Genomic DNA, 22,187 nt, shown 5'->3' with positions numbered 1-22,187 from the left:
CCCGAGCTTGAGGCGGACGGCGATCGGCGGCACCGTCCACCCACCGGGTGCCAACAGACACCGGCTGGGATCGTTCGTGGTCACCGGCCCGGACGCCAGCGAGATCGAAGAGCGGGCCGATGCGCTCCTGCGGCGGGTCCGTATCGGCGTGGAGCCGCTCCCCGTGCTCGTTCAGGCCAGTTCGGCCAGCACCTCGGCCATCGCGCCGTAGCTGTCGCGGACCGCGTCCGCTTTGGCCAGCCGGTGGCGCTCCAAGCGGATCGCGCCCAGGTGCCGGGCCTGGTAGACCCGCGCCCGCCACTTTGCGGCAGGCGAGCGGTCCAGCACGCCATAGGTCTCCCAGAACGCGGTCCGCTCGTCCTGCTTGGCCGTCGCCATGCGGATGGTCCAGTCAGCGGCGGGATCACCGAACCATGCGCGGTCGAAGTCCACCACGCCCGTGATCACCGGTTCGGAAGCCGCCGGGTCCATCAGGGCGTTGACGGTCCACAGGTCACCGGTCAGCAGCCTGGGCTCGGTGACCTGGTCGAGCACAGCGCGGTCATGCGCGGCCGCCGCAGCGACCTTCCGAACATCGGCCGCGTCCAGGTCGACACCGTCCAGGTCAGCGGCGATGTCCTCCAGCGACGCGATCACCGCCTCACCCCACGTCCCGTACCCCGGACCGCCGACGGGCCCAAAGCGCGGGCCCCGCACGTCGTGCACGCAGCGGGCGATGGCGCCCATCTGCCGGAAGAACACCGGCCACGCCGCGCGTGGATAGGTCCCCAGGTGCTCCGGAGCCGGGACACCGTCCAGCTGAGTCTGGATCATCCAGTCCCGGTCGATCACCTGGTGCGACCAGTCCGCGGCCAGCACCTGCGGCATCAGCGGCGCGATCACCGCCAGCCAGGGCTGGGTGGCGTACTCGTTGCGCATCAGACGGCGCTCACTGCGGAACTGGCGCTGCTTGTGCGGCGCGACCCGCAATATCACCGGCCGCTCCCGTCCGGCCAGGGCCACGCGGTAGATGTTGTTGTACATCCCCGTACCCAGCTCAACCGCAGAGACCGGCGTGGCGGTGTCCCCGAATGCCCGCCGACAGACACTCGCGATCTCCTGCGAGGTCAGCGACTGCTGGAACGCCTTCGCGGAACGCTCGACGGGCTGGAAATCCATGCCGCTCAGGATGCCCGCCCGCAAGCTGTTCGTCACGCACACCCCATACTTGGCCGCCAGGGCACCCACGGCTCGGCCGTGTCCGAAGTGCCACAATGCGACGAGCTCTCCGATGCTGATCGTGGTCAGCGGCCCGTCTGGCAGTGGTAAGACCACTCTGGCCAGGACGGTCGCCGCACAGATCGGCTGCCCGTTGATCGTCCGACGATTGAATGTGAGCAGTATTGAGCCCCTAAGTCAGCGACCTAGGGACCCTCGCAGCAGGGATTCTGTTGTTTGTTCAGAGGCCCTTCATGACGTCCACGAAGCGCCGGAAGTCCTGACGGTCAACGAGGATATTGCTGCCCTCAGGGTCCTTTGAGTCTCGCACAGCGACGCTACTGGGCATGGTGGCGAGTTCCACACAGGCATCACCTTCCTGGTGCGAACGCTTGCTCTTTCGCCAAACAGCTTTGCTCAGGTCCATCTTTCGCTAACACCTTTCTGACGAACTTCTTTATGTCGGCCACATTAAGGGATTCAGTCGACAGTGTAACCATTGTACGCGATGTTCGCGACAAGTGGGCGGACTCATTGTGAATGTTCCCGCCAACAGCATTAATTGTATAGAGAAATTCACGGCAATTCTGCCTCACCTGACTCTCCTCCGAGACCGCGAGATGGGGAGCCGTCTCCGGTTTTGGGGAACATCGGCTGCCCTGATGTCCCCAAGGCCGATCTCCCGCGGACGTCACCGCTTCCCCATGCACCGCGCTGTTCACGCCAACCCCTGATGAGAACGTGCGTCTCCTTAACTAGTATGTAGTGCTGTACCGCCCAATTGCATGCGAGCAGCATTGAGCCCCCCTGAGTCAGTGACCCAGGGGGCTCGTGTAGCAGGGATTCTTTTGTTTATTCAGAGGCTCTTTATGGCGTCCGCGAAGCGTCGGAAGTCCTGACGGTCAACGATAATGTTGCTGCCCTCAGGGTCTTTTGAGTCTCGCACAGCGACGCTACCCTGCAGGCCAGTGATTTCCACACAGTTGTCGCCTTTATCGCTACTGCGGGATGACTTTCGCCACGTGGCGTTACTCAGGTCCATCGTTCAGTTAGCACCTTTCTTAATTGGAGCCCCCTAAGTCGATGACCTAGAGGGCTCTGTGCAGGGAATCCTACAGGGCTTTTACGGCCTCGCCTAGCCGCGCAAATTCATCACGGCTCATGGTGAGGTGTCCGGCCTCTGGAGCCTTGCTATCGCGAATGGCGACCGCACAGGGCGTGCTGGCGAGTTCCACGCAGTTATCACCTTCAGCGCCACTGTAACTGGACTTGCGCCATGCAGTGTTGTTCAGGTCCATAGTTCTTCAATCACCTTTCTGATGAGGGTGCGAGTGTCCCTCACGTTGAGCGCTTCGCCCTGTATCGTAGCGTGCTTAGCCGTGATATCCGCGAGTTCCTGGGGGTCGGACGTCGTAACTCCGCCTGTTTCGGTCGTTAGATAGGCGACATCCCCACGACTTTGCTGGGTCGCGATAGTAAACGCCCCCCGTGCAGCGGGAACGTATATCTCCGGCAGGACCTGCAGTGTGATGTTCCTGTGTTCGGAAAGTTCTAGGAGATGTTCGAGCTGTTCCCGCATCACTTCCTTGCTTCCGACAAGTCTTCTGAGAACGCTTTCGTCCAAGATGACGATGAAAGCTGCGCCGTTCTCGAATACCTGACGCTGACGCGCCATTCGCTGTTCTAGGTCTTCCGGATTATAGAGAACTGCCGTTGCGTAGGCTTTCGTCTGGAACAGGCCGTAGACGAGGTGGTGTTCGTAAGCACGTAGCATGCATGCTGCTGCTTCTGCGCGCTTGAAGGTCGCAAAATAGGTCGGATACTTCTTCTCCTGCAGTGGTTCTATGAATTCCCGCCATGCGCTGTGAATCTCGCTTCCAGTGTCAAGCGCAGCGTCCATCCGTTGTGCGAAATCTTCCCTGCACTGGGCGTCCCCGGTCTCCACCTGAGAGATATAGGACCTCACGACATTGAGTCGGCCGGCAAGCGTTTGTTGAGAGATCTTTGCACGCTTACGCCGCTTGCCAACCTCCCGACCAAAGGCCATGGACTCCGGAGTCTTTGGCGGATTGCCCATGATCCTCAAGACCCTTCGCTAGTACTCGTCAGACAGTCGTCAGTCGGTGTCAGACGGTGTCGGTGAGTGGAGGGGGAAGACGCTCTGACGGCGCCAGATTACGCCGCACCACGCGAATGTGTCACTAGTCACAACTCAGCGACCAGGAGTCACCGATCCAAGGTAGTAGCCATGATCACGAAGGAACAGCTCCTTCCGCCGGAAGGAATCACCCCGCCGTCATCGCTCATGATCGAAGCTAGGCCCGAAGCGATCAAGAAAGCCCGCGATTTCGTCGGCTTCTGGTTCGCCCGTCACGGCCTGGACGCCGATGACGCGTGCGCCGTCACGTCCGAGCTGGTCACCAACGCCTTCCGGCACGCCTGCCAGCCGGGAGACAAGATCATCATCCGCGTTTACCGCAGCGCCCAAGGCGAGGTGATCGAGGTTCTCGACCCCTCGCCGGAACTGCCCACGATCAAGCCGTTCGATCTCACCAGCGAGGACGGGCGGGGGCTGGCGATGCTGTCGATCATGGCGGCGAAGTGGGGCACCTACACCCGGCTCGCGGGCGGCAAGTGCGTGTGGGCGGTGATCACGCAATGAGGTTCCGGCTCAGCCCGCGCCACGTGGATCACCCCGTGCTACTGCTGGTGGATCGCTTCTCCTCGCAACTGAGCGCGTGGCGGCTGGCGGTCCAGGGCGCGGATGAGATGCGCAGCATGGCCGAGTTCAACGACAAGCGTGCCGAGTACGCGAAATCACCCGAGGAGCGCGCCTACCTGTCGGGCGAGGTGGACGCCTACCGGTTTGCGGCCCTGCGGCTGGACAAGGTGGCGAACGCCGCACAACCCGGCTGGAGGAAGCAGAAGCCGCCCGACATCCCGCACCGCCCCGTCTACCTGTTCGCCTTCCGCCTCAAAGGGGCGCGCGCGGCGATGACGGCCGTGGAGAACGCCCCTGCCGTGCTCTGCAAGAAGGCCAAGCGGTACGACGAGGAAGCCATCAAGGTCGCCGTGACCGATCCCGACCGGGTCGCCTACCTCCGGGGCCGCGCCGCCGGGCTGCGCGACGCAGCCGACGAGGTGGACCTGATCTTCCTCGACTGCGTGGCGCTCTGGCCCCAGTGGCGACGGCAGGCAGGCGACAACAACCCCGCTCCGCCCTCCCCATAGACAGGAGACGCGACGGGGAAACGCCGGCCCGCGTTGGGACCGTCGCGCCTTCGCCAGACGGGTGCCAGAGCAGGGGAGTTCTCGGCACCCGGCACCCTCTCCCCGCTGGAACTCACTGTCTCCGTGGCGGGGAGAGGGTGACCTACCAAGTCATGACACCGCTTCCCCGTGCACTGCGCTATTCACGCCAGCACCTGATGAAGGCGTGCGTCAGTCCAGGTCGTCCCAGCCCCACCGCTCAGCCGGTCGACCGCCAGGATCCCGGCCGAAGGTGTATCGGGCCTGGTGGTCACATGCTTCGAGGAACTCGTGGAACAGTCCGGCGGCGGGCATACGTTCGGCCAGAACGGCGAACTGTTCCTGGGCGCCGATCTCGTGCAGGTTGCGGAGCAACATCGTCGGACCCGTATTTCCGCTGATCAGGACATGGTTGGCAGGGTCGCGGCTCAGCAGCACGGCGATCTGCTCATCGGCTCCAGCCCGATGCAGACTGTTCAGGAGCGTTGCGATGCCGAATCCGTCATCCAGACGGAGGCGGACGCCGGGATCACGAGCCAGCAGCACGGCGGCCTGCTCCTCAGCACCGATCTCGCGCAGGCTGTCCAGCAGATGTGCCACGCCGCCCCCGTCGTCCAGGAGAGCCTGGGCGGCGGCACGGGCGGCCAAGGCCGCCGCCTGCTGCTCGGCACCGATTTCCGCCATGATTTCCAGCACTGCGGTCATGGGCCACAGCGGATCCACGGGCAGGTGGGCGGCCGGGTCGCGAGCCAGGAGCGCTGCGACCTGCTCGTCCGCCCCGGCCTCGCGCAGTCCGTGCAGTGCTTCGAAAAGCATGGCCGCCTTGTCCAAGGCGACGTGGGCAGCGCAGTGATCGGCCAACGCCTCGGCCCGCTCATCCGCTCCGACCCTGCGCATCATCGCCAGCATCGCGGCCAAGCCGCTTGCGTCATCGCGCAAAGCGAAGTCGTTGGGGATCTGGGCGAGCACCGTCATGACCTGTTCGTCCAAGCCGGCGTCGTGAAGAATCCTCAGCAGCTCCGTCGCATCTCTCAGCGTCTTCAGGCTGACAGGGGCTGCGAAGAGACGGGTCCGCAGCGTGGTGGCCTGCTGGTCGGCGCCGATGTCGTGCAGGTCCCTGAGTAGCGCGAGCACCCCTGGTATGTGATCCAGAGGAGCGTGAACAGCGGCTCGATCGGCCAGGATTGTGGCCTGCTCGGCGGCACCGCCCTTATGCATGGTCGCCATGAGCAGGCTCGTGCGTCCCGGATGTTCCAGCGAAACGTGGACGGCGGTGCGGTCGGCCAGGACACGCGCCGGTTCGTGGGCACCGCTCTCTCGCAGAACGCGGAACAAGCTCGCTGCTTCCAGCGGATCGTTCAGAGGTGCGGCGGTGGCAACCTGGTCGGACAAGTCCACGGCCTGTTCACTGCTGCCGAGCTTGTTCAGGCTGTCGAGCAGATGGCGCGTAGCCCAAGGGTCGTCCACCGCGACGCGGGCGACGCTGTAGCGGGCTGGGCGAGGATCGTCGGGGTGCAGTTGGTGCAGGATACGGACCAGCAGGCTGGCTGCTTCACCATCGCCTTGAGCGGTGGCGTTCTTGAGCATCTGAGCGGCAGCGCGGTACAGGCCGCGGTCATAGGCGGCCTTGCCGAGCGTGTACAGATCCCCCGGGTCGGCATACGCCGTCAAGGCATTCCAGAATCCGAGGGGCGGAAGGTGCTCGCTGCGCTCCTGACGGCCGTACTGGTCCAGGAAGTCGGTCAGCAGATAGACGGTCGCCGTTCGCTGCTTCGTACCAGGCGTACGAGGGCGGATCCGGGTGAGAGGTCCGCGGGCTCCGTGACAGGGCGCAGCGGTGTAGGCCAGAGCCTGTTCCAGCCAGTCGTCGTCCAGCAGGTCCCACTCGGTATCGGTCAGGTAGGCGGGCGCAGCGGCGGCCAGCAAGTCCAACGGCAGGGCTCGGCGATGGCCCAGGCGGCGAGCGTCCATCGCGGCGTGGATCAGTGCTCGGGCGGCCGGTGTCGCCAGCCGATAGCGGCGCAGCAGTTCGGGGACACCGGCCAGGTACTGGGTGATGTGCCCGTCCTCGGCGTGCTCCGCCGCCCGTCGCAACCGCGGATCGTCGCCAGCCGCCTGCCGCAGGTCGTGGAGCGCCTGGCCGGTGAAAGCGGCGGGGACCTCGATGTCGCTCCCGGACAACACGGCGCGGGCGGCGGCGTGCGGGTCGTCGGAACCGGCGGCCGGGGCGCGGGTGAGGGTGTCCCAGTGCTCGGGCCACAACGTGCCCAGCACCAGGACGGGTGCCCGCGCCGGATCGGCCAGCAACGAACGCAGCCCGGCCGCCACCTTCGGCCCGGTGCCGTCATGGGTGTGCAGGTAGAACTGGGTCTCGTTCAACCACACCACCGTGAACGGGCCGACCTGCTCCATTGTCTCCAACGCGGCCTCGGGTCGGGTGGGGTCGTAGAAGTGCCACAGCCGCCACCCGCCCGCCTGCCGTAGTGGCCGCAGAGCCTCCCAGCAAGCGCGGGGCTTGCCGGTTGACGATCCGCCCACCAGTACCGCCATCGCGCTGATGCCACCGACCGCACGCCCCACTACCTGTGCCAACGCGGCGTCATGCTCGCGTGGCACATACACCGGCAACCGCCCCTGCGACGGGATCTGGGCATCGTCGTCGACCTGGACCGGACGGTGGACCTCCAACGCGAATGGGTCGTCCACCTGCTCCAGCGGAGTCCCCGGCGTCGGAACGGTACGGGCCCGCATCCACAATTGGCGCGCCCGTCCGGCCGCGTCAGCGGCGTCCCAGCGGGCCATGCGCGCCAGCACCATCGCCACGGCCACGGTGTTGGCCTGCGACGGCGGAACCGTCCGATCACCCAGCACCCGACGGATGGTGTCGCGGCTGGGTGCCCCGCTCAGATCCTCGTGCTCGTCCTGGTCGATGGCGGCCTTGATGCTGTCCAGCGACGGTTCCCCGGCAGCCAGGTACAGCTCGTGCAGCAGGTCCTTCAGCTCGCGCAGCGGGCCCGCCGGGACCAGCGGTCGCGGCACGCCTCTGCCTCGGCCGACGGCGGATTCGTCGCTTTTCATCGCATCGAGCATCGCCCATCCACGCGTCGCCCGCCCGCCCAACAGGACGATCAGCGTGGCGGGATGCGGTCGCGTCGCATTTCGGAACGGCTCTCCGCGCAGGCCGAAGACTGGTCACCAAGCCGGCCGGCTCCGCCTGATCCCCTTCTCTACCAGCGGAGATGACGATGACCAGCAAACCCGCCCCCGACTCCCCCAACCGCACCGGACGCCTGGCGCTGTGGCCGGAGCGTTCTCCGGCGCCGTCCGCGCGCTGGTCGACCACCTGCTCAGCTGACGTCGGCCCCCACGGGGCGGGGCGTGACCGCGCACCGGTCACGCCCCGGTAGGCATGACCCGTCCGTTGCTTCTCAACGGTCAGTACCCGCCCCACCGAGACCTTCGCGAATGCGGGCGTAACCTGCTACCCATGCTCAATAGGGCGAAAGTTGCAGTCGTCGGGGTCGGCAACAACGTTTCCGCGCTGGTCCAGGGCATAGCCCTGTACCGCGCCACGGGCAGCCTGCCCGGCGTCCGCCGACCCGTGCTCGACGGGCTGGGCGTGGGCGACATCGACTTCGTGGCGGCGTTCGCGATGTCCCCGGAGAAGGTCGGCAAGGACCTCACCGAGGCGATCTTCTCACCGCCCAACAACTTTCCGCGGCTGACCGACGAGCTGCCGCACTCGGGCGTCACCGTGAGCCGCGGCCTCACCGACACCACCGAAGTGGAGCGCGTAGCCCGAGAGATCGCCGGGGCCGAGGTGGTGCTGTACGCGGCGCCCAGCGGTCGGCAGGAGACCGCGCGGGCCTATGCCGAGGCGGCGTTGCGGGCGGGAGCGGCCTTCGTCAACATCACCTCCGATGCGGTGGCCCGCGATCCGCAGTGGCTGGAGCGGTTCGTCACGGCCGGACTGCCCCTGCTGGGAGACGATCTGACCAGCCAGTTCGGCACCTCGGTCGTGCACCACTGCCTCCTGCGGCTGCTGGAGGAGCGGGGGCTCACCCTGATCAGCTCGTACCAGGTCAACCTTGGCGGCACCGAGGACTTCCGCAATCTGGTCGAGAACAACAACACCAAGATGCAGTCCAAGCTCAACGCCCTGACCGCCAAGCAGTCCACCGCGGGCCGGGTGGAGCTGGCTCCGCTCGGATACCTGCCCCACCTGGAGTCGCACAAGGTGGCGCACATCAATGTCGAGGCGCAGGCGTGGGGCGGGACTTCGGTGAGCCTGGACCTGAAGCTGAAGGTCCACGATCCGAGCGGCGGCGCCGGGGTGACCATCGACCTGGTCCGCATGGCGGCCGGTGCACTGCGGCAGCAGCGCGCCGGCTACCTCTCCGAGGCGGCGCCGCTGCTCAAATCTCCGCCCGGGACAACGGTCTGATCCAGCCGGGCTCAGGTTCGCGGCACGGTCCGGAGCGAGTGATCCGGGCTGAAGGCGGTGGCTGGCGCCCTGGCCGGGAAGGCCCCCGGCGTCATCGAGCTGCCGCGTCGAGGAGCGTCCGCCTCATCGGGCGAGGATCCGTCCCGCAACCCTGCGCGGGACCGTCCCGGAACCGCCCGTTTCCGGGACGGCCGATTGGGCATTTCGTGGGCCAAGTTGTGGGCATTTTCTGGGCATGATGTGAGAGGCTGGGGGCATGACCCCTTCCAAGATCTCCCCGCCTGATCAGCAGGAGCGCCCGCTGCTGGAGCTGTTGGAGGAGATGCGGGCGGTCGTGCGGTACGGGCTGCCGGTCCACGCCGACCATGCGGGCCCGCATCTGCTGGCGCTGCCCGCCGTTCGCTCCCGGGCCCTGGATCCGGGCGACCGTGTCAGCCTGGCCCGCGCGCTGGAGGCGGCCCTGCGCGAGGAGGTGGACCGGCTGCAGCACGAGCTCGCCCCCGCGGCCCGGCTGCTGCTGGGCAGCGACCCGTCGACGGCGGGCGCGCGGCTGACCGTGCGGCGCGCGGCGGCCGCCAAGGCCAGCGGGTACGAGCTGCACCATTTCCGCAAGCGGATCGAGCCGAAGATCTGGAGCCTGCTGGTCGGACAGCTCGGCCGTGCCGGGGACGTCTCGGCGGTGGTCGCGCCGGTCCTGCACCCCGCTCACCGGCCCTTGGTCCTGCCCGCCGACGTGTTCGCCTGGGAGGCGGTCGAGCACCAGCAAACCCTGGCGTCCTTGTGGGGCGCGGTGTACCTGCTGCGTGCCGAGCTCCTGCGGACCGCCGCACTGGTCAGCATGGACGCAGTTGAGGACGAACTGGTCGCGGCGGCGGCGAGCGCGTTGTGGCGGCACGCCCTGGTCCTGCACGCCACGGCCCGGTATCAGGCCGCCTACGGACAGGTGCTCCTACATTCGGCGGCCGACGCGGGGCCGGCGCTCGGCCCGACCCAGATCGCCGCCTCGGCAGGGTGGACTCCGGAGCTGACGCCCGCCCAGGAACTGCTCCTGATCGAGGTCGCCGCCCCCGAGGCCAGCCTTCTCGACTTCATGACCGTCCTGGCCTGTGCCCAGGGCGGCCCTCGGCTCATCGCGACCTGGCGATGGGCCCTGACCGGCCGCGCCCCCTCCGGGACCGGCCCCGACCAGGAGGAACCGTAAGCATGAGCCTCGACCAGTTGCTCAACCCGGCGACGCCGCCGCGCCGGTACGTCATCACCGGCGGCCCCTCCTCAGGGAAGGAAGCGGTGTTCGGGCTGCTTCACGAGATGGAGATCCCGTCGACAGAAGGTGAACCGGCGCGGGAGATCTACCGCAAGCACCGTGACCGGCTCGGCCGCCATCTGCAGGTCGGTGATCGGCAGGAGTACTCCCGTGACGTACTGGCGGCGTTCGTCGCCGAGTTCTGCGACCACAAGCAGGGGCTGCGGTTCTACAACCGCGGCATCCCCGACGGGTACGGGTGGGACGCCTTCTTCGGCCTGCGCCCCTACCCCGAACTGGAGGAGGCCACCAGGGTCTACCGCTACGACGCGGTGTTCGTGCTGGACGCCCTGGACGACTTCGACTCCGAAGACGACCTGGTGTGGGCCAAGGAACGCGAGATCCGCCGCGTCCACGAACTGATCGTGCAGGGCTACTACGACGCCGGCTACAAGCCGATCTTCGTGCCGGCCGACGAGCCGCGCCGCCGCATCGACTTCATCTGCGCCCAACTCCCCGTCCCCGCCAGCTGACCGGAAGGGACCGATCCTTCGATGAACGGCACCAACCGCTTGGAGATCGTCAGCCCGAACAACGTCCTGGCCAACGCGATGCTGCGCAGCGTGGACATGGTCCGCCCCCGGCTGCAGGCCACCAACCCCGACCGGGTCGCGTTCTGCGTCGGCACCCAGATCAACGGCGCGCCCCACCTGGGCACCTCACTGGTGCAGACGGCGGCGTTCCTGCTGGCCAAGCAGACCAAGCGCGCCTTCGGCGTCGACACCATCGTCCGGTTCGGGGCGCTGGACAACGCCCCCTACGACATCCAGCTCGACCCCGAGACCCACCACGCCTACCAGCAGACCTACTTCCACGCCCTCGGCTCGGACGGGGTGGAGGACCTGCTCGGCAAGTACTACCGGGCGATGTTCGACTCCCTGGCCGACGCCACCGGCGTCGACTACGAGATCGAGACCTACACCGCCCAGCAGGCCGACCCCGCGTTCCGGCACGAGTTCCTGGCCACCCTGGGACGCCTGGACCAGATCCGCTGGCCGCTGGCGCCCTCCCACGGCCAGGTCCATGTGCGCCTGCCCTGCCCGCAGTGCGGGTGGACCGAGAAACGCGCCGAGCGCACAAGGCTGATCCGCACCGGGTCGGGCGGCGCGGACTTCGCTGCGGTGTGCACCGACCACGGCGACTACGAGGTCGTCGTCACCGCCGACACCAGCGCCTACCTGGACCTGGCCACCCTCTACCGCAACCTGGTCAAAGAGCGGATGGCCGTCCGCGACCACGTCACCCTGTCGGTGATGGTCAAGGGCGGCGACTGGTCCTATGGCTGCCAACTGGTGGACGAGGCTTTCGCCCAACTGCCCGGCCTGGCCCCGCCGCCCCGGATCTTCACCCCGATGGTCCTGACCGACACCGGCGCCAAACTGTCCAAGTCGCTGATCAGGGACGGCCGGGTCGCGCCGCCGCCCGGCGCCCGCCCCTGGATGCTGGACGTCACCGACTGGGAGGGCGACACCGACGACTTCGTCGACGCCATGGTCTGGCTGGTGGGCAAGATGCTCGCCGACCCCAAGCACTTCTACCGCTCCTACACCACCGCCGAACTGGACAAGATCATGACCGCCCGACCCTCCGCCACCACCACGCCCCGCGCCCGGGAGATGAACCTCTACCGCCGCTACTTCGACCTGGTCGCCGCCGGAACCAAGACGATCGAGGTTCGCGTCCAGTACCCCAACCTGCGCAACCTCGCCGCCGGCGACCACATCCGCTTCGTGTGCGGCCGCGACGACGCCCTCACCCGCGTCAAACGCGTCGCCCGCTACAGCAGCTTCGAGGAGATGCTCGACACCGAAGGACCCGAGCGGGTGAACCCCACCAGCCCCCGTGACCAGCAACTGGCCAACATCCGCCGCATCTACGGCCCCGAGAAGGAAGCCTTGGGCGTGCTGGCCATCGAGATCGAACTCATCCCCGGCCCCATCCCCTGAGCACAAGGATCCGCCCCCGCCGGGCCCGCTGTGCCGTAGATCGGCACGGCGGGCCCGGCGGGGGCGGGATCTACTCGCCTTCGTCCCCCTGACCCTCGTCGTCCTCGGCGTCTTCGAGGTCGTCGTCCATGTCGAGGTACCAGTCGGGACCGCGGCACGGGTTGGAGTCGCAGTCCCACCCCTCCCCAGTGATGATCATGCCGTCGGACCACAGGGTGGCGTAGGTTCGCCTGGTCTCCGGAAGCGGTGAGCAGGGCTCCGGAGCGAAGCGTGCCGAGCGATCATGACGTCCGGCACGCCCGCCGTCGTTCCGGGCGGCCTCAGGCCTCGCCGAGGGCGGACGTCATCGTGTCGAGGTCGGTCAGCAGGGCCGCCAAGCGGGCGGCGGGGACTGCGGCGATCATTTGCCGCTCCACCTCGTACACCGCCGTCCGCGCGGCCCGCAGGCGGGCGAGGCCCTGGTCGGTGAGGTGGACCGGGAGCACGCGGCCGTGCTCGGCGGTCGTGGGGCGCGTCACCAGCCCGGCCTGTTGCAGGCCGCGCAGCACCACCGCCGAGGACTGGCGCGTGACGAACGTCCCGCGCGCCAGGTCCGAACCGGAGATCCCCGGCTGCTCGTCCAGCAACTCCAGGCACGAATACTGCGGCACCGTCAGCCCGTGCTCGCGCAGCGCCTGGTCCATCGCCCCGCGCAGCGCGGCGGCCGCCCGCTTCAGCCGGTAGCCCACGTGCTCGGTCACGTCTTTCGCCTCGTGCGGCGGCTCGGGCCGCCCTTCCTGCTCCATGTCAACATTTTGACATAGGCCACGAGCTGCGCCTACAGTCGAGTATGTCAAAGTCCTGACATCAACAAACCAGCTCAGGAGCAGCCATGACCAGCACCGCCACCGTGACCGGACCCGACTTCCTCGCCCTCCAGGTCCGCGACGTCGAGGCCGCCGCCGCCTTCTTCGAGCAGCACCTCGGCCTGACCCGCTCCCCCGCCGCTCCCCCGCACGCCGTCGTCTTCGAAACCCGGCCCATCCCCCTCGCCGTCCGCGAGCCCCTGCCCGGCACCGACCTGGACAGCGGCCAGCCCGGCCTCGGCGTCGCCCTCTGGCTCGCCACCGACAACGCCCAGGCCCTGCACGACCGCCTCGCCGCCGCGGGCGTCCCCATCCTCACCCCGCCGCAGGACGGCCCCTTCGGCCGCGTGTTCACCTTCGCCGGGCCCGAGGGCTACGCCCTCACCGCCCACGGCGGCTGACCCGCCCCGCACGAACCGACCAGGAAGAGCAGCACCCCATGACGATCGCGATCATCGGCGCCACCGGTAACTTCGGCGGCCTCACCATCGACGCCCTCATCGAGCGCGGCGTCCCCGCCGGCGACGTCCTCGCGCTCGGCCGCAACACCGAGCGCCTGGCCGCGCTCGCCCGGCGCGGCCTGCGCGCCGCCGCCGTCGACCTGGACGACGTCGTCGGCACCGCCGCTTCCCTCACCGGCGTCGACAGGCTGCTGCTGGTCTCCTTCGGCGACCAGGGCAGTCGTGTGGCCCAGCACGGCAACGCCATCGAGGCCGCCCGCCGGGCGGGCGTCCCGCACCTGATCTACACCTCAGGCCTGCACGCGCCGACGACGATCCTCAAGCTCGCCGCCGACCACAAGGCCACCGAGGAACTCGTCACCGCCTCCGGCGTCCCCGCCACCTTCCTGCGCAACGGCTGGTACACCGAAAACCACGTGCAGGACTTCACCATCGCCCGCCAGCACGGCGTCGTCGCCAACAGCGTCGGCCCCGGCCGCATCGCCAGCGCCCCACGCGCAGAGTTCGCCGAGGCCGCCGCCGTCGTGCTCACCACCCCCGGCCACCAGGGCAAGGCCTACGAGCTGTCGGGCGATGTCGCCTGGTCGTTCGAGGAGTTCGCCACCACCGCGCAGGAACTGCTCGGCACCCCGGTGCGCCACCAGGTCCTCACCCCCGAGGCCGAACGCCGGCAGCTCCTGTCGTTCGGCCTGGACGAAGGCACCGCCGACTTCCTGGTCACCTTCAACGCCGACCTGCGCGACGGTGCCATGGCCCCCACCCCCGGCGACCTGGCCCGCCTCATCGGCCACCCGACCCAGCCGCTCGACCAGACCATGAAGACCTGGCTCTGACCGCCCGGCGAACCGTCCTGCCGGTGCCCTCCTCAGCCGTCGGGATGCACCATGAGAAGGACGGCGCGATTGTGGGCGGCGTGGCCCTGGTACTGGTGGGGGCGGGCGGCGTCGAACCGGATGGAGTCGCCTTCGGCCAGGTCGGTCAGGGAGTCGGCGGGGCCGACGGTGGCGCGTCCGGAGGTCAGCACGAGGCATTCCTCGACGCCGGGCAGGTGGGCGTCGGAGTGCTGGGCGTTCTGGCCGATGGCGATGTCGTAGACCTCCACGGTGCCGCGCAGCGTGATGCGGTGGAGGAGGCGCGCGCTCACCGCGTCGCCCTCGACCTGCGGACGGCTGTCACCGGCGCGCACCACTTCGACCGTCGTGGCAGCCGGTTCCAGCAGCTCGCCGAGGGACGCCTTCAGCGCGGTGGCCAGGGCCCACAGGGTGCTCAGGGTCGGGTTGCCCTGGCCCTGCTCGATGCCGTGCAACGTGGTCTTGCTGATGTCGCTGGCGGCCGCCAGGTCGGCCAACGAGGTTCCGGCCGCCGTACGGAGCCGGTGCACGTTCCGTCCCACCACTTGCGCAAGATCCATGTGTATCAGCATAGTGGTATGCCTGTACCAGTAAAAGTTCCAACGGTGGAGGCGACATGACGGTGACGCGACTGCGCGACATCCCGGGCATCGGGGTGGACGCCATCGGTGACGCGGCCGATGCCGCAGGCGACCCGGAATTCCTGCGGCTGGAGAACCTCGACACCGACCTGCGGCCGCCCGCCGTCGCCCTCGCCGCCACGCACGCCGCCGTCGACGCCGACCCGGCCAACAGCTACCTGCCGTTCCAGGGACACCGCTCGCTCCGGGCCGCCGCCACGGCGCACGTTGGCCGCATCTCCGGGCGCTCATACGACCCCGACACCGAATGCGTCAGCGTGGCCGGTGGGCTCAACGGCATCCTCAACACGCTGCTGGCCACCGTGGAACCCGGCCAGGAGGTCGTGCTGTGCGATCCCATCTACGCCGGGCTGGTCAACCGGGTCCGGCTCGCGGGCGGCGTCCCCCGCTTCGTCCCCGCAGAGCACACCGCGGACGGCTGGACCGTCGATCCCGAACGTCTCGCCGCCGCCGTCGGACCCGGCACCGCGGCGGTCCTGATGATGGGACCGGCGATGCCGACCGGCCTCGTCCTGGACGAGCGCCACTGGTCCGCCCTCGCCGACGCCTGCGAGCGCCACGACGCCTGGCTGATCTACGACGCGGCCATGGAACGCCTCCGCTTCGACGGCCGCCCGCCCAGCCACCCGGCCGCCCACGAGGCACTGGCCCGGCGCACCATCACCGTCGGTTCGGCCTCCAAGGAACTGCGGCTCATCGGCTGGCGCGTCGGCTGGGTCGTCGGGCCCGCCCCCATCATGGCCGACATCCGCCTCGTCGGCCTGACCAACGTCGTCTGCCAGGTCGGCCTGGCGCAGCAGGCCGTGGCCGCCGCGCTGGACGCGCCCGACGCCGAGGCCGACGTCGCCGCCGCCACCGCCGAATGGCAGCGGCGCTGCGAAACGGTCCTGGACCAGCTCGCCGGCTACCCGGCCATCCGGCCGCACGGCGGCTGGTCACTCCTCATCGACACCAGGCCCCTGGAACTGACCGCCGCCGACCTGTCCCGGCGCCTGTTCGACCGGGCGAAGATCGCGGCCACCCCCATGGACGGCTGGGGCCCGAGCGGCGAGCACTACCTGCGGATGGTCTTCGCCAACGAACCCGTCGAACGCCTCACCGCCCTCGGCGACCGCTTCCGCCTGGCCCTCTGACGACAGTTTTGTGACCGCACCCGTCCGAAGAGGACACGATGGCGCTCGTCAGGTTCGACGATCTCCTGACACCCGGCGCCCCGGCCTACCGTGGTGCTCTCAAGGTGGCGACGGCGTACCACACTCCCTCCCAGCTCAACCACTCCGTCCGCGCCCACCTCTGGGCGGCGGCCCACGCCCAGGGCAACGGCATCGCGTTCGACGCCGAACTGCTGCACGACATCGGTCTGGTGGCGGAGTTCGACAGCCACACGGTGCCCTTCGAGGATGCGGGCGGCCACGTGGCCTGGGTCTTCGGCGCTGGCGCGGGCTGGTCCCCGGAGCGCCGGGCGCGGGCGTCGGAATCATCGTCCACCACATGGGGCCCGAAATCCCGGCGGCGGAGGACCCGGAGGGCCATGTCGGGCTTGACTTTGACATCGGCGTCAACCCTTACGCTGGGCCGCCTATGAACCACGACACCCTGCTGCAACACGACCAGACCTTCTTCCAGGCCCTGATGGACGCCGACACCGCCCGGCTGCAGGAGCTGCTCGCCGAGGACTTCGTCCTGGTGGGCGTCGAGGACGGCGCGGTCGCCGACAAGGCCGCCCTGCTCACCCTGATCACCAGCGGCGACCTGCGCTTCCCGGCGATCGGGTCCTTTCCCGACGAGGCCATCGTCCGCCGGGTCGGTGACGTCGGTGTGGTCGTCGGCCGAACGAGCATGACCTTCGACAACCCCGATGGGACGACGTTCAGCGCGGGCAGCCGCTACACCCACGTCTTCGCCACCGACGCCTCCGGCACATGGCGTCTGCTGTCGGCCCAGGGCACGACCATCAAGCCCTGACACCGCGCCGGACCTGACGCTTGGAGCGCTGCGCGGCTCAAGAGCCGCGCAGCGCGTACATGATGACCGCGGCCAGCGCGAACAGCACCAGCGACCTGAGCACCATCATGATCGCCAGCCTGGTGGGCAGTGCCCGCCGATCAACGGCGGGCGGGCGCGACTCGTCCACGACCTCGGCGAAGTCCCGCCGGCCCCCGGCATGCACGCGGGCTGTGCCATCCCGCTCCCGTGCGGCTCCCGAGGGATGACTTGCGTCGACGTCCTCCGTCAGGCGTCGGTTCGTGCCTGTTCGCGTAGCCAGGACACCAGTGCGGTCACGCGGTCGTCCTCGGCGGGCAACCGCGTCATCAGCAGGTAGGCGCTGCCGTCGCGGCGGAAGCCGAACGGGGCCGTCAACTGCCCGGCCTCCAGGTCATCGTGCACCAGGGCCCGGGGGCCGATGGCCACGCCCAGGCCGCTCGCTGCGGCTTGCAGGCTCAGGTAGAAGTGCTCGAAGGTCTGCTCGGGCGCGGGCGGCAGGGGCGTCGGGTAGTGCTCCGCCCAGTCGGCCCAGGCTGAGGGCCGCGTGCTGGTGTGCAGCCTGGGAACGTGCGCCAGGTCTTCGGGGCCGGACAGGCCGCGTGCCAGTTCGGGTGTGCAGACGGGGCCGACCCACTCGTCGAACAGCTCGAAGGTCGTCAGGTCGCCGGGGATCTCGAAGTCGTTGCGGCGGATCGCGACGTCGATGCTCTCCCGGTCGAAGGCGACCGGCCCGCCCGACGCGACCAGATGCAGGTTCAGGCCCGGAACGGCGCTGGTCAGCGCGGGCAACCGGGGGATCAGCCAGCGCATCAGCAGTGTCGGCTCGCAGGACAACACCAGCGGGACGGGCTGCGTGGCCGCTCGCGCCTGCCGGGCGGCAGCACTGAGCAGGTTCAGGGCGTCGTCGACGCTCTGGACGAACGTCCGCGCCGCCGCCGTCGGCACCACCGCCCGGTTGCGCCGCTCGAACAGGGCGACGCCCAGCGCGCGCTCCAACTGCTGGATCTGCCTGCTGACCGCGCCGTGGGTGAGATGCAGTTCCGCGGCGGCCTTGCTCACGCTGCCGTGCCGCATCGTCGCCTCGAACGCCACCAGCGGCCCGAGCGGCGGCAGATCGTTCCAAGACATGTGTGAGAAATTATCACGAATGCTATGCAGAACTATCGCTTTTACCTGGACAGATCTCCCCATAGGTTGATCTCAAGTAACACGTCTCCAAGAGAGCGGCGATGTACGAGATCAATCTGGCCGAAGCCTTCCCCGCCGCCACCGCGGCCGGACGCCCATGACTCCGCTCCCCAGCGTCGCCGTCGTGGCCGACGACCTGACCAGCGCCGGTGACGGAGCCGCGCCGTTCCACCTGGCGGGCTTCCCCGCGCGCATCAGCCTCGGCACCGCCGTCACGGCACCGGCCGGTGCGGTCACGGCCGTGGACTGCGACACCCGCACCCGGTCGGAGACGGACGCCGCCGCCCGCATCACCGAGGTGGTCCGGCGGCTGGCAGGCGCGGACGTCCTGGTCAAGACCATGGACTCGACCGTGCGCGGGCACCTGGCGGCGGAGATCGCCGCCGCGCTGGCGGCCGGCGGCCGGACCACCGCCGTCATCGCTCCCGCCTTCCCCGCCGAAGGCCGCACCACGGTCGGCGGGGTGCAGCACTTGGCGGGCGTCCCGGTCCATCGGACGGCCTTCGCCCGCGACCCCGGCCACCCCGTCCGCGACGCCGACCTGACCCGGCTCGTCCCTGGCGCTGTCCTGGCCGACGGACCCGACCGGCTCGCCGAACTGGTCGGCCAGGCGCGGTACGTCATCGCCGACGCCGTCAGCGATCACGATCTCGACAGGATCGTCGCCGCCGTCCCCCAGCCGCATGAAGTGCTCTGGGTCGGCTCCCCCGGGTTGGCCGAAGCACTGGCCCGCCATCTGGCACCCGGCCAGACCCCGGAACCGGCGCTGCGTCCCGCCAGCCGGTCGCGCGTGCTCACCGTCGTCGGCAGCCTCCACCCGGCCAGCCGGGAACAGGCCGCGCGGCTCGGCGAACTCGGCACCGGCGCGCTCGTCCCGATCACCGACGACCACGCCGCCGAACGCACCGAGCACGCGCTGAACGACCGAGGCTCCGCCCTCCTGCACGGCCCCCAAGACCCTGCCGCAAGCTCGGTACCGGCGGCCCTGGCCGACGCCGTCTCCCGCCTCGCCGCCCGCCGCGCCTTCGACGCCCTCGTGCTCACCGGCGGCGAGACCGCCCGCACCGTCCTGGACGCCCTCGCCGTCAGCACCGTCCAGCTCGTCGGGCAACCCGAACCCGGCGTGCCGCTGGGCGTGGTCGATCACCCCTGGCGCTTCCCCGTCGCCCTCAAGGCGGGCGGCTTCGGCGACCTCGACACCCTCGCCCGCCTCAACGACCTGCTCACCACATCCGTCCCCGCGGAGGACACATGCGCCCCATAGCCCTCTCCATGGGCGATCCGGCCGGTATCGGACCGGAGATCGCCCTCAAGCTCGTCGCCGACCCACGCTGCGACGTCCCCGTCCTGATCATCGGCGACGCGGGCGTGCTCACCCGCGCCCGCGCGCTCAGCGGGCTCGACGTGCCGATACGCGTCGTCGCCTCGGCGCAGGACTGCGCCGACACCATCGGGGTCGCGCAGATCTTGGACGAGACGTCCCTGCCGGAGGACCTCCCCTGGGGCCAGGTCGACGGCCGGGCGGGAAGGGCGGCTTACCAGTACGTCGCCAAGGGCATCGAACTCGCCCTCTCTAACCAGGTCGCCGCCCTGGTCACCGCCCCTATCAACAAGGAGGCGCTGCGGCTCGGCGGCTTCCCCTACCCCGGGCACACCGAGATCCTGGCCGACCTCAGCGGCACCGGCGACTACGCCATGATGATGGCCAACGACGAGTTGCGCGTCGTGCTCGTCACCATCCACCAAGCCCTGCGCGACGCCATCGACGCCGTCACCACCGAGGCGGTGTCGCGGACGCTCCGGCTCACCTACGACGCGCTGCGCCGCTCCGGGATCGACGCCCCCCGGATCGCCGTCGCCGGACTGAACCCGCACGCCGGTGAGAACGGCCTCATGGGCCGCGAGGACCTGGACATCATCGCCCCGGCCGTCCAGGAAGCGCGCGTGGTGGGCATCGACGCCAGCGGCCCGTGGCCCGCCGACACGGTGTTCCTGCGCGCCCGCACCGGCGAGTTCGACGCCGTGATCGCGCAGTACCACGACCAGGGCCTCATCCCCGTCAAGTACCTGGGCCTGGAGCGCGGCGTCAACATCACCATCGGCCTGCCGTTCGTGCGCACGAGCGTCGACCACGGCACCGCCTTCGACATCGCGGGCAAGGGCGTGGCCGACCACGCCAGCCTGCTCACGGCCCTGGAACACGCCCGCGCGCTGGCCGGGCTGCGCTGACCACGCGCGCCCGGCCCCCGCCTTCGCCATCCCCCGAGGAGAACCCCGTGGACTTCATCTTCATGCTCACTCGCGACGACCAGACCGTGCGCGACTGCCTGGCCCTGGTCGACGAGTTCGCCGATCTGGGACTGGAGCACATCGGCTTCAAGGACATCGGCGTGGACGCCGCCACCCTCGCCACCCTGCACCGCCGCATCAAGGACACCGGCGCGACCAGCTACCTGGAGGTCGTCAGCACCAACCGGGAACGCGCGCTCGACTCGGCCCGCATGGCCGTCGACCTCGGCGTGGACTGCCTCATGGGCGGCACCTGGGTGACCGAGACCTTGGAGCTCCTCGACGGCACGCCGGTCGAGTACCTGCCGTTCCCCGGCACCCCGACCGGCCACCCCACCCGCCTGGGCGGCACGCCCGAGCAGGTGGCCGACCAGTGCCGCCGCTTCGAGGAGGCGGGCTGCGCGGGCGTCGACCTGCTGGCCTACCGCGCCACCGACGCCGCTCCCCTGGACCTGGTGCGCAGTGCCCGCGAGGCGACGTCCGGCCGCCTGGTCGTCGCCGGTGACATCAACAACGCCGCGCGGGTGCGGCGGCTGGCCGAGGCCGGAGTGGACGCGTTCACCGTGGGATCGGCCGCCCTGGCGGGCACCTTCGCGCCGCACCTGCCGTCGGTGCGCGACCAGCTCACCGCCATCCTCCGGGCCGCGGCGGAACCGGCGGGCGTCGGCGGCGACCAGCGCCCTTGAGTCGCTGCCGTCCTGGCGCACAGGACGTCAGGACGGCAGCGACGCTCGTCAGGACGTCAGCAGGCGCGCCTTGAGCGTGGCGATCGTGGCGTCCGACAGGCCCAGCCCCCTGCGGACGTAGTTGTCGAACGAGCCGAAGGAGCGGTTGACCTCGGCGAACGCCGCGTCCAGCCAGTTGGCGCGCACGCTGTCGGTGCCGTAGTAGACGTTGCTGGCCAGGTAGTCGTTGTAGATCGTGGCGCGGTCGACGCCGAGGATCGTCAGCAGCACCGCCGCCGCCCAGCCGGTGCGGTCCTTGCCCGCCGTGCAGTGGAACAGGGCCGACTCGGGTTGCGCGGCGAGTGAGGTGATCAGGTCGCGGTAGGCGGCCTGGGCGCTGGGCGCGTTCACCATGAGGCGGTAGCCGAGGTTCTGCTCGGCGTCCTTGGACGAGGACAGCAGGCGGGGCAGCGCCAGCAGCAGGGCGAGGGTCAGGTCGGGCGCGGTGGGCAGGCCCTTGCTGAGGTCGATCAGGTCCGCGACCTTGTAGGACGCGCCCGGCGGCAACTTGTCCGGGGCCTCCCAGCGCTCCTGGCCGTTGCGCAGGTCCACGACGAGCTTGACCTTGCTGGCGGCGAGCGTCGCCAGGTCGGTCGAGTCGAGGTCGCTCAGCTTGTTGGAGCGGTAGAACACGCCCATGCGGACCCAGCGGCCGTCCGACGTCCGGTAGCCGCCGACGTCGCGGAGGTTGCGGGCGCGCGCCAGGTGCAACGAGCGGTCGGCGACGACCAGCGGGCCGCCGTTCGCCGGGACGAGCCGGAAGTACCAGCGGGCGGCGGGCGGCAGGCCGGTCGCGGTGAGCGCGCCGGTCTCGCCGCCCGAGCCGACCGGGCGCGCCGTCCCGCCGCCGGACGCGTCGGTGGTCGCGGTGACCGTGACGTTCCCGGCGGCCGGGGCCTGCCACCTGATCGTGTACGAACCGTCGGCTGCCTGCGCGACGGTGGCGGCGGTGAAGACCGATCCGGCCGTCACCGCCGCGCGGGCGGTGGGCGTGAGCACCGGGGACGCGGGGGCCAGGAGGGTGAGCGTGGTCGTCAGAACGATGGTCGTGCGCATGGGAGC

Annotated in this window: 28 protein-coding genes; 16 read left to right on the top strand and 12 right to left on the bottom strand. The window is 69.5% G+C overall.

Features of this window, described 5'->3' with window-relative positions:
- Positions 1-7 precede the first annotated feature (7 nt).
- On the top strand, positions 8-211 hold the full coding sequence (locus tag AH6_RS47010; RefSeq protein ID WP_169807795.1) for a hypothetical protein: 204 nt from the start codon (positions 8-10) through the stop codon (positions 209-211).
- Here the strand turns inward: AH6_RS47010 and AH6_RS04775 are convergent.
- Positions 172-1,227 (bottom strand): phosphotransferase family protein, encoded by a 1,056-nt coding sequence (locus tag AH6_RS04775; protein ID WP_245679181.1) that lies wholly within the window; start codon positions 1,225-1,227, stop codon positions 172-174. The genes AH6_RS47010 and AH6_RS04775 overlap by 40 nt on opposite strands.
- Between AH6_RS04775 and AH6_RS47005 the strand changes: the two genes are divergently transcribed.
- Entirely contained in the window at positions 1,157-1,519 is a 363-nt protein-coding gene (locus tag AH6_RS47005; RefSeq protein ID WP_373861731.1) for an AAA family ATPase, read from the top strand. The genes AH6_RS04775 and AH6_RS47005 overlap by 71 nt on opposite strands.
- Here AH6_RS47005 and AH6_RS04770 read toward each other — a convergent pair.
- From AH6_RS04770 to AH6_RS42085, 4 genes are all read right to left on the bottom strand, one after another.
- On the bottom strand, positions 1,439-1,624 hold the full coding sequence (locus AH6_RS04770) for a DUF397 domain-containing protein (protein WP_067474125.1): 186 nt from the start codon (positions 1,622-1,624) through the stop codon (positions 1,439-1,441). The two genes, AH6_RS47005 and AH6_RS04770, sit on opposite strands and share 81 nt — an antisense overlap.
- 429 nt (positions 1,625-2,053) lie before the next feature.
- Positions 2,054-2,239, bottom strand: coding sequence for a DUF397 domain-containing protein (locus AH6_RS42095; protein ID WP_083982225.1), 186 nt, complete (start codon positions 2,237-2,239; stop codon positions 2,054-2,056).
- A gap of 70 nt (positions 2,240-2,309) precedes the next feature.
- On the bottom strand, positions 2,310-2,495 hold the full coding sequence (locus AH6_RS42090; RefSeq protein ID WP_083982224.1) for a DUF397 domain-containing protein: 186 nt from the start codon (positions 2,493-2,495) through the stop codon (positions 2,310-2,312).
- On the bottom strand, positions 2,486-3,274 hold the full coding sequence (locus AH6_RS42085; protein ID WP_245679194.1) for a helix-turn-helix domain-containing protein: 789 nt from the start codon (positions 3,272-3,274) through the stop codon (positions 2,486-2,488). The genes AH6_RS42090 and AH6_RS42085 overlap by 10 nt, the downstream gene beginning before the upstream one ends.
- A gap of 171 nt (positions 3,275-3,445) precedes the next feature.
- Between AH6_RS42085 and AH6_RS04765 the strand changes: the two genes are divergently transcribed.
- Both AH6_RS04765 and AH6_RS04760 read left to right on the top strand, forming a co-directional pair.
- Complete coding sequence (locus AH6_RS04765) at positions 3,446-3,859, top strand: ATP-binding protein (RefSeq protein ID WP_083982222.1); 414 nt, start codon at positions 3,446-3,448, stop codon at positions 3,857-3,859.
- A gap of 23 nt (positions 3,860-3,882) precedes the next feature.
- On the top strand, positions 3,883-4,428 hold the full coding sequence (locus AH6_RS04760; protein WP_157431267.1) for a hypothetical protein: 546 nt from the start codon (positions 3,883-3,885) through the stop codon (positions 4,426-4,428).
- A gap of 210 nt (positions 4,429-4,638) precedes the next feature.
- Here AH6_RS04760 and AH6_RS04755 read toward each other — a convergent pair whose 3' ends face one another.
- The gene (locus AH6_RS04755; RefSeq protein WP_067474117.1) at positions 4,639-7,536 is read right to left on the bottom strand and encodes a hypothetical protein; all 2,898 of its coding nucleotides are present in this window, start codon (positions 7,534-7,536) and stop codon (positions 4,639-4,641) included.
- Between the two features lie 397 nt (positions 7,537-7,933).
- Between AH6_RS04755 and AH6_RS04750 the strand changes: the two genes are divergently transcribed.
- From AH6_RS04750 to AH6_RS45700, 4 genes are all read left to right on the top strand, one after another.
- Positions 7,934-8,890, top strand: coding sequence for an inositol-3-phosphate synthase (locus tag AH6_RS04750; protein ID WP_067474115.1), 957 nt, complete (start codon positions 7,934-7,936; stop codon positions 8,888-8,890).
- A gap of 256 nt (positions 8,891-9,146) precedes the next feature.
- Positions 9,147-10,091, top strand: a complete 945-nt coding sequence (locus tag AH6_RS04745) for a hypothetical protein (RefSeq protein WP_067474110.1) — start codon at positions 9,147-9,149, stop codon at positions 10,089-10,091.
- 2 nt (positions 10,092-10,093) lie between these two features.
- Entirely contained in the window at positions 10,094-10,666 is a 573-nt protein-coding gene (locus AH6_RS04740) for an AAA family ATPase (protein WP_067474107.1), read from the top strand.
- A 21-nt stretch (positions 10,667-10,687) separates the two neighbouring features.
- Positions 10,688-12,139, top strand: a complete 1,452-nt coding sequence (locus AH6_RS45700) for an ASCH domain-containing protein (RefSeq protein ID WP_245679180.1) — start codon at positions 10,688-10,690, stop codon at positions 12,137-12,139.
- Positions 12,140-12,209: 70 nt separating this feature from the next.
- On the opposite strand, the gene AH6_RS46505 is transcribed toward AH6_RS45700, so the two are convergent.
- Both AH6_RS46505 and AH6_RS04730 read right to left on the bottom strand, forming a co-directional pair.
- Positions 12,210-12,338 carry a hypothetical protein gene (locus AH6_RS46505; RefSeq protein WP_281180191.1) on the bottom strand — a complete coding sequence of 43 codons (129 nt, stop codon included), beginning with the start codon at positions 12,336-12,338 and terminating at the stop codon, positions 12,210-12,212.
- Positions 12,339-12,459: 121 nt separating this feature from the next.
- On the bottom strand, positions 12,460-12,924 hold the full coding sequence (locus AH6_RS04730; RefSeq protein WP_067474102.1) for a MarR family winged helix-turn-helix transcriptional regulator: 465 nt from the start codon (positions 12,922-12,924) through the stop codon (positions 12,460-12,462).
- Between the two features lie 86 nt (positions 12,925-13,010).
- Between AH6_RS04730 and AH6_RS04725 the strand changes: the two genes are divergently transcribed.
- Both AH6_RS04725 and AH6_RS04720 read left to right on the top strand, forming a co-directional pair.
- Positions 13,011-13,385: a VOC family protein gene (locus AH6_RS04725; protein ID WP_067474099.1), complete on the top strand. Its 375-nt coding sequence runs from the start codon at positions 13,011-13,013 to the stop codon at positions 13,383-13,385.
- A 38-nt stretch (positions 13,386-13,423) separates the two neighbouring features.
- The gene (locus AH6_RS04720) at positions 13,424-14,278 is read left to right on the top strand and encodes an NAD(P)H-binding protein (RefSeq protein ID WP_067474096.1); all 855 of its coding nucleotides are present in this window, start codon (positions 13,424-13,426) and stop codon (positions 14,276-14,278) included.
- Positions 14,279-14,310: 32 nt separating this feature from the next.
- On the opposite strand, the gene AH6_RS04715 is transcribed toward AH6_RS04720, so the two are convergent.
- On the bottom strand, positions 14,311-14,856 hold the full coding sequence (locus AH6_RS04715) for a helix-turn-helix domain-containing protein (protein ID WP_083982220.1): 546 nt from the start codon (positions 14,854-14,856) through the stop codon (positions 14,311-14,313).
- Between the two features lie 56 nt (positions 14,857-14,912).
- Between AH6_RS04715 and AH6_RS04710 the strand changes: the two genes are divergently transcribed.
- The 3 genes from AH6_RS04710 to AH6_RS44540 are packed head-to-tail and all read left to right on the top strand — an operon-like array spanning position 14,913 to position 16,902.
- A complete protein-coding gene (locus AH6_RS04710; RefSeq protein WP_067474090.1) occupies positions 14,913-16,070 on the top strand; it encodes a pyridoxal phosphate-dependent aminotransferase in 1,158 nt (385 codons plus the stop codon).
- 38 nt (positions 16,071-16,108) lie between these two features.
- The gene (locus AH6_RS04705; RefSeq protein ID WP_067474087.1) at positions 16,109-16,522 is read left to right on the top strand and encodes a hypothetical protein; all 414 of its coding nucleotides are present in this window, start codon (positions 16,109-16,111) and stop codon (positions 16,520-16,522) included.
- Positions 16,519-16,902 (top strand): nuclear transport factor 2 family protein, encoded by a 384-nt coding sequence (locus AH6_RS44540; RefSeq protein ID WP_067474084.1) that lies wholly within the window; start codon positions 16,519-16,521, stop codon positions 16,900-16,902. Before AH6_RS04705 ends, AH6_RS44540 begins: the two co-directional genes overlap by 4 nt.
- 37 nt (positions 16,903-16,939) lie before the next feature.
- On the opposite strand, the gene AH6_RS43415 is transcribed toward AH6_RS44540, so the two are convergent.
- The gene (locus AH6_RS43415; RefSeq protein WP_157431266.1) at positions 16,940-17,107 is read right to left on the bottom strand and encodes a hypothetical protein; all 168 of its coding nucleotides are present in this window, start codon (positions 17,105-17,107) and stop codon (positions 16,940-16,942) included.
- 62 nt (positions 17,108-17,169) lie between these two features.
- Positions 17,170-18,051, bottom strand: coding sequence for a LysR substrate-binding domain-containing protein (locus AH6_RS04695; protein WP_067474081.1), 882 nt, complete (start codon positions 18,049-18,051; stop codon positions 17,170-17,172).
- 157 nt (positions 18,052-18,208) lie between these two features.
- On the opposite strand from AH6_RS04695, the gene AH6_RS04690 reads away from it, so the two are divergent.
- Genes AH6_RS04690 through AH6_RS04680 form a run of 3 tightly spaced genes read left to right on the top strand, consistent with a single transcriptional unit; the run spans position 18,209 to position 21,086 of the window.
- Positions 18,209-19,375 (top strand): four-carbon acid sugar kinase family protein, encoded by a 1,167-nt coding sequence (locus AH6_RS04690; RefSeq protein WP_067474078.1) that lies wholly within the window; start codon positions 18,209-18,211, stop codon positions 19,373-19,375.
- Positions 19,363-20,340 (top strand): 4-hydroxythreonine-4-phosphate dehydrogenase PdxA, encoded by a 978-nt coding sequence (pdxA, locus tag AH6_RS04685; RefSeq protein WP_067474075.1) that lies wholly within the window; start codon positions 19,363-19,365, stop codon positions 20,338-20,340. The genes AH6_RS04690 and pdxA overlap by 13 nt, the downstream gene beginning before the upstream one ends.
- 47 nt (positions 20,341-20,387) lie before the next feature.
- Complete coding sequence (locus tag AH6_RS04680) at positions 20,388-21,086, top strand: beta/alpha barrel domain-containing protein (protein WP_067474072.1); 699 nt, start codon at positions 20,388-20,390, stop codon at positions 21,084-21,086.
- Positions 21,087-21,134: 48 nt separating this feature from the next.
- On the opposite strand, the gene AH6_RS04675 is transcribed toward AH6_RS04680, so the two are convergent.
- Positions 21,135-22,181 carry a tyrosine-protein phosphatase gene (locus AH6_RS04675; protein ID WP_067474069.1) on the bottom strand — a complete coding sequence of 349 codons (1,047 nt, stop codon included), beginning with the start codon at positions 22,179-22,181 and terminating at the stop codon, positions 21,135-21,137.
- Positions 22,182-22,187 lie beyond the last annotated feature (6 nt).

It is taken from the genome of Actinomadura hibisca NBRC 15177 (genome assembly GCF_001552635.1).
GTDB classification, from domain to species: Bacteria; Actinomycetota; Actinomycetes; order Streptosporangiales; family Streptosporangiaceae; genus Spirillospora; species Spirillospora hibisca.
The sequence above is the reverse complement of the archived record's forward strand: the minus strand, read 5'-3'. Positions and strand labels throughout refer to the sequence as shown.

Bases quoted from the DNA above. Each gene is read 5' to 3' on its own strand.
- AH6_RS47005 (WP_373861731.1), top strand. From the start codon at position 1,157: ATGCCGCTCAGGATGCCCGCCCGCAAGCTGTTCGTCACGCACACCCCA.
- AH6_RS04770 (WP_067474125.1), bottom strand. From the start codon at position 1,624: ATGGACCTGAGCAAAGCTGTTTGGCGAAAGAGCAAGCGTTCGCACCAG.
- AH6_RS42095 (WP_083982225.1), bottom strand. From the start codon at position 2,239: ATGGACCTGAGTAACGCCACGTGGCGAAAGTCATCCCGCAGTAGCGAT.
- AH6_RS42090 (WP_083982224.1), bottom strand. From the start codon at position 2,495: ATGGACCTGAACAACACTGCATGGCGCAAGTCCAGTTACAGTGGCGCT.
- AH6_RS42085 (WP_245679194.1), bottom strand. From the start codon at position 3,274: ATGGGCAATCCGCCAAAGACTCCGGAGTCCATGGCCTTTGGTCGGGAG.
- AH6_RS04765 (WP_083982222.1), top strand. From the start codon at position 3,446: ATGATCACGAAGGAACAGCTCCTTCCGCCGGAAGGAATCACCCCGCCG.
- AH6_RS04755 (WP_067474117.1), bottom strand. From the start codon at position 7,536: ATGCTCGATGCGATGAAAAGCGACGAATCCGCCGTCGGCCGAGGCAGA.
- AH6_RS04750 (WP_067474115.1), top strand. From the start codon at position 7,934: ATGCTCAATAGGGCGAAAGTTGCAGTCGTCGGGGTCGGCAACAACGTT.
- AH6_RS04745 (WP_067474110.1), top strand. From the start codon at position 9,147: ATGACCCCTTCCAAGATCTCCCCGCCTGATCAGCAGGAGCGCCCGCTG.
- AH6_RS04740 (WP_067474107.1), top strand. From the start codon at position 10,094: ATGAGCCTCGACCAGTTGCTCAACCCGGCGACGCCGCCGCGCCGGTAC.
- AH6_RS45700 (WP_245679180.1), top strand. From the start codon at position 10,688: ATGAACGGCACCAACCGCTTGGAGATCGTCAGCCCGAACAACGTCCTG.
- AH6_RS46505 (WP_281180191.1), bottom strand. From the start codon at position 12,338: ATGATCATCACTGGGGAGGGGTGGGACTGCGACTCCAACCCGTGCCGC.
- AH6_RS04730 (WP_067474102.1), bottom strand. From the start codon at position 12,924: ATGGAGCAGGAAGGGCGGCCCGAGCCGCCGCACGAGGCGAAAGACGTG.
- AH6_RS04725 (WP_067474099.1), top strand. From the start codon at position 13,011: ATGACCAGCACCGCCACCGTGACCGGACCCGACTTCCTCGCCCTCCAG.
- AH6_RS04720 (WP_067474096.1), top strand. From the start codon at position 13,424: ATGACGATCGCGATCATCGGCGCCACCGGTAACTTCGGCGGCCTCACC.
- AH6_RS04715 (WP_083982220.1), bottom strand. From the start codon at position 14,856: ATGGATCTTGCGCAAGTGGTGGGACGGAACGTGCACCGGCTCCGTACG.
- AH6_RS04710 (WP_067474090.1), top strand. From the start codon at position 14,913: ATGACGGTGACGCGACTGCGCGACATCCCGGGCATCGGGGTGGACGCC.
- AH6_RS04705 (WP_067474087.1), top strand. From the start codon at position 16,109: ATGGCGCTCGTCAGGTTCGACGATCTCCTGACACCCGGCGCCCCGGCC.
- AH6_RS44540 (WP_067474084.1), top strand. From the start codon at position 16,519: ATGAACCACGACACCCTGCTGCAACACGACCAGACCTTCTTCCAGGCC.
- AH6_RS04695 (WP_067474081.1), bottom strand. From the start codon at position 18,051: ATGTCTTGGAACGATCTGCCGCCGCTCGGGCCGCTGGTGGCGTTCGAG.
- AH6_RS04690 (WP_067474078.1), top strand. From the start codon at position 18,209: ATGACTCCGCTCCCCAGCGTCGCCGTCGTGGCCGACGACCTGACCAGC.
- pdxA (WP_067474075.1), top strand. From the start codon at position 19,363: ATGCGCCCCATAGCCCTCTCCATGGGCGATCCGGCCGGTATCGGACCG.
- AH6_RS04675 (WP_067474069.1), bottom strand. From the start codon at position 22,181: ATGCGCACGACCATCGTTCTGACGACCACGCTCACCCTCCTGGCCCCC.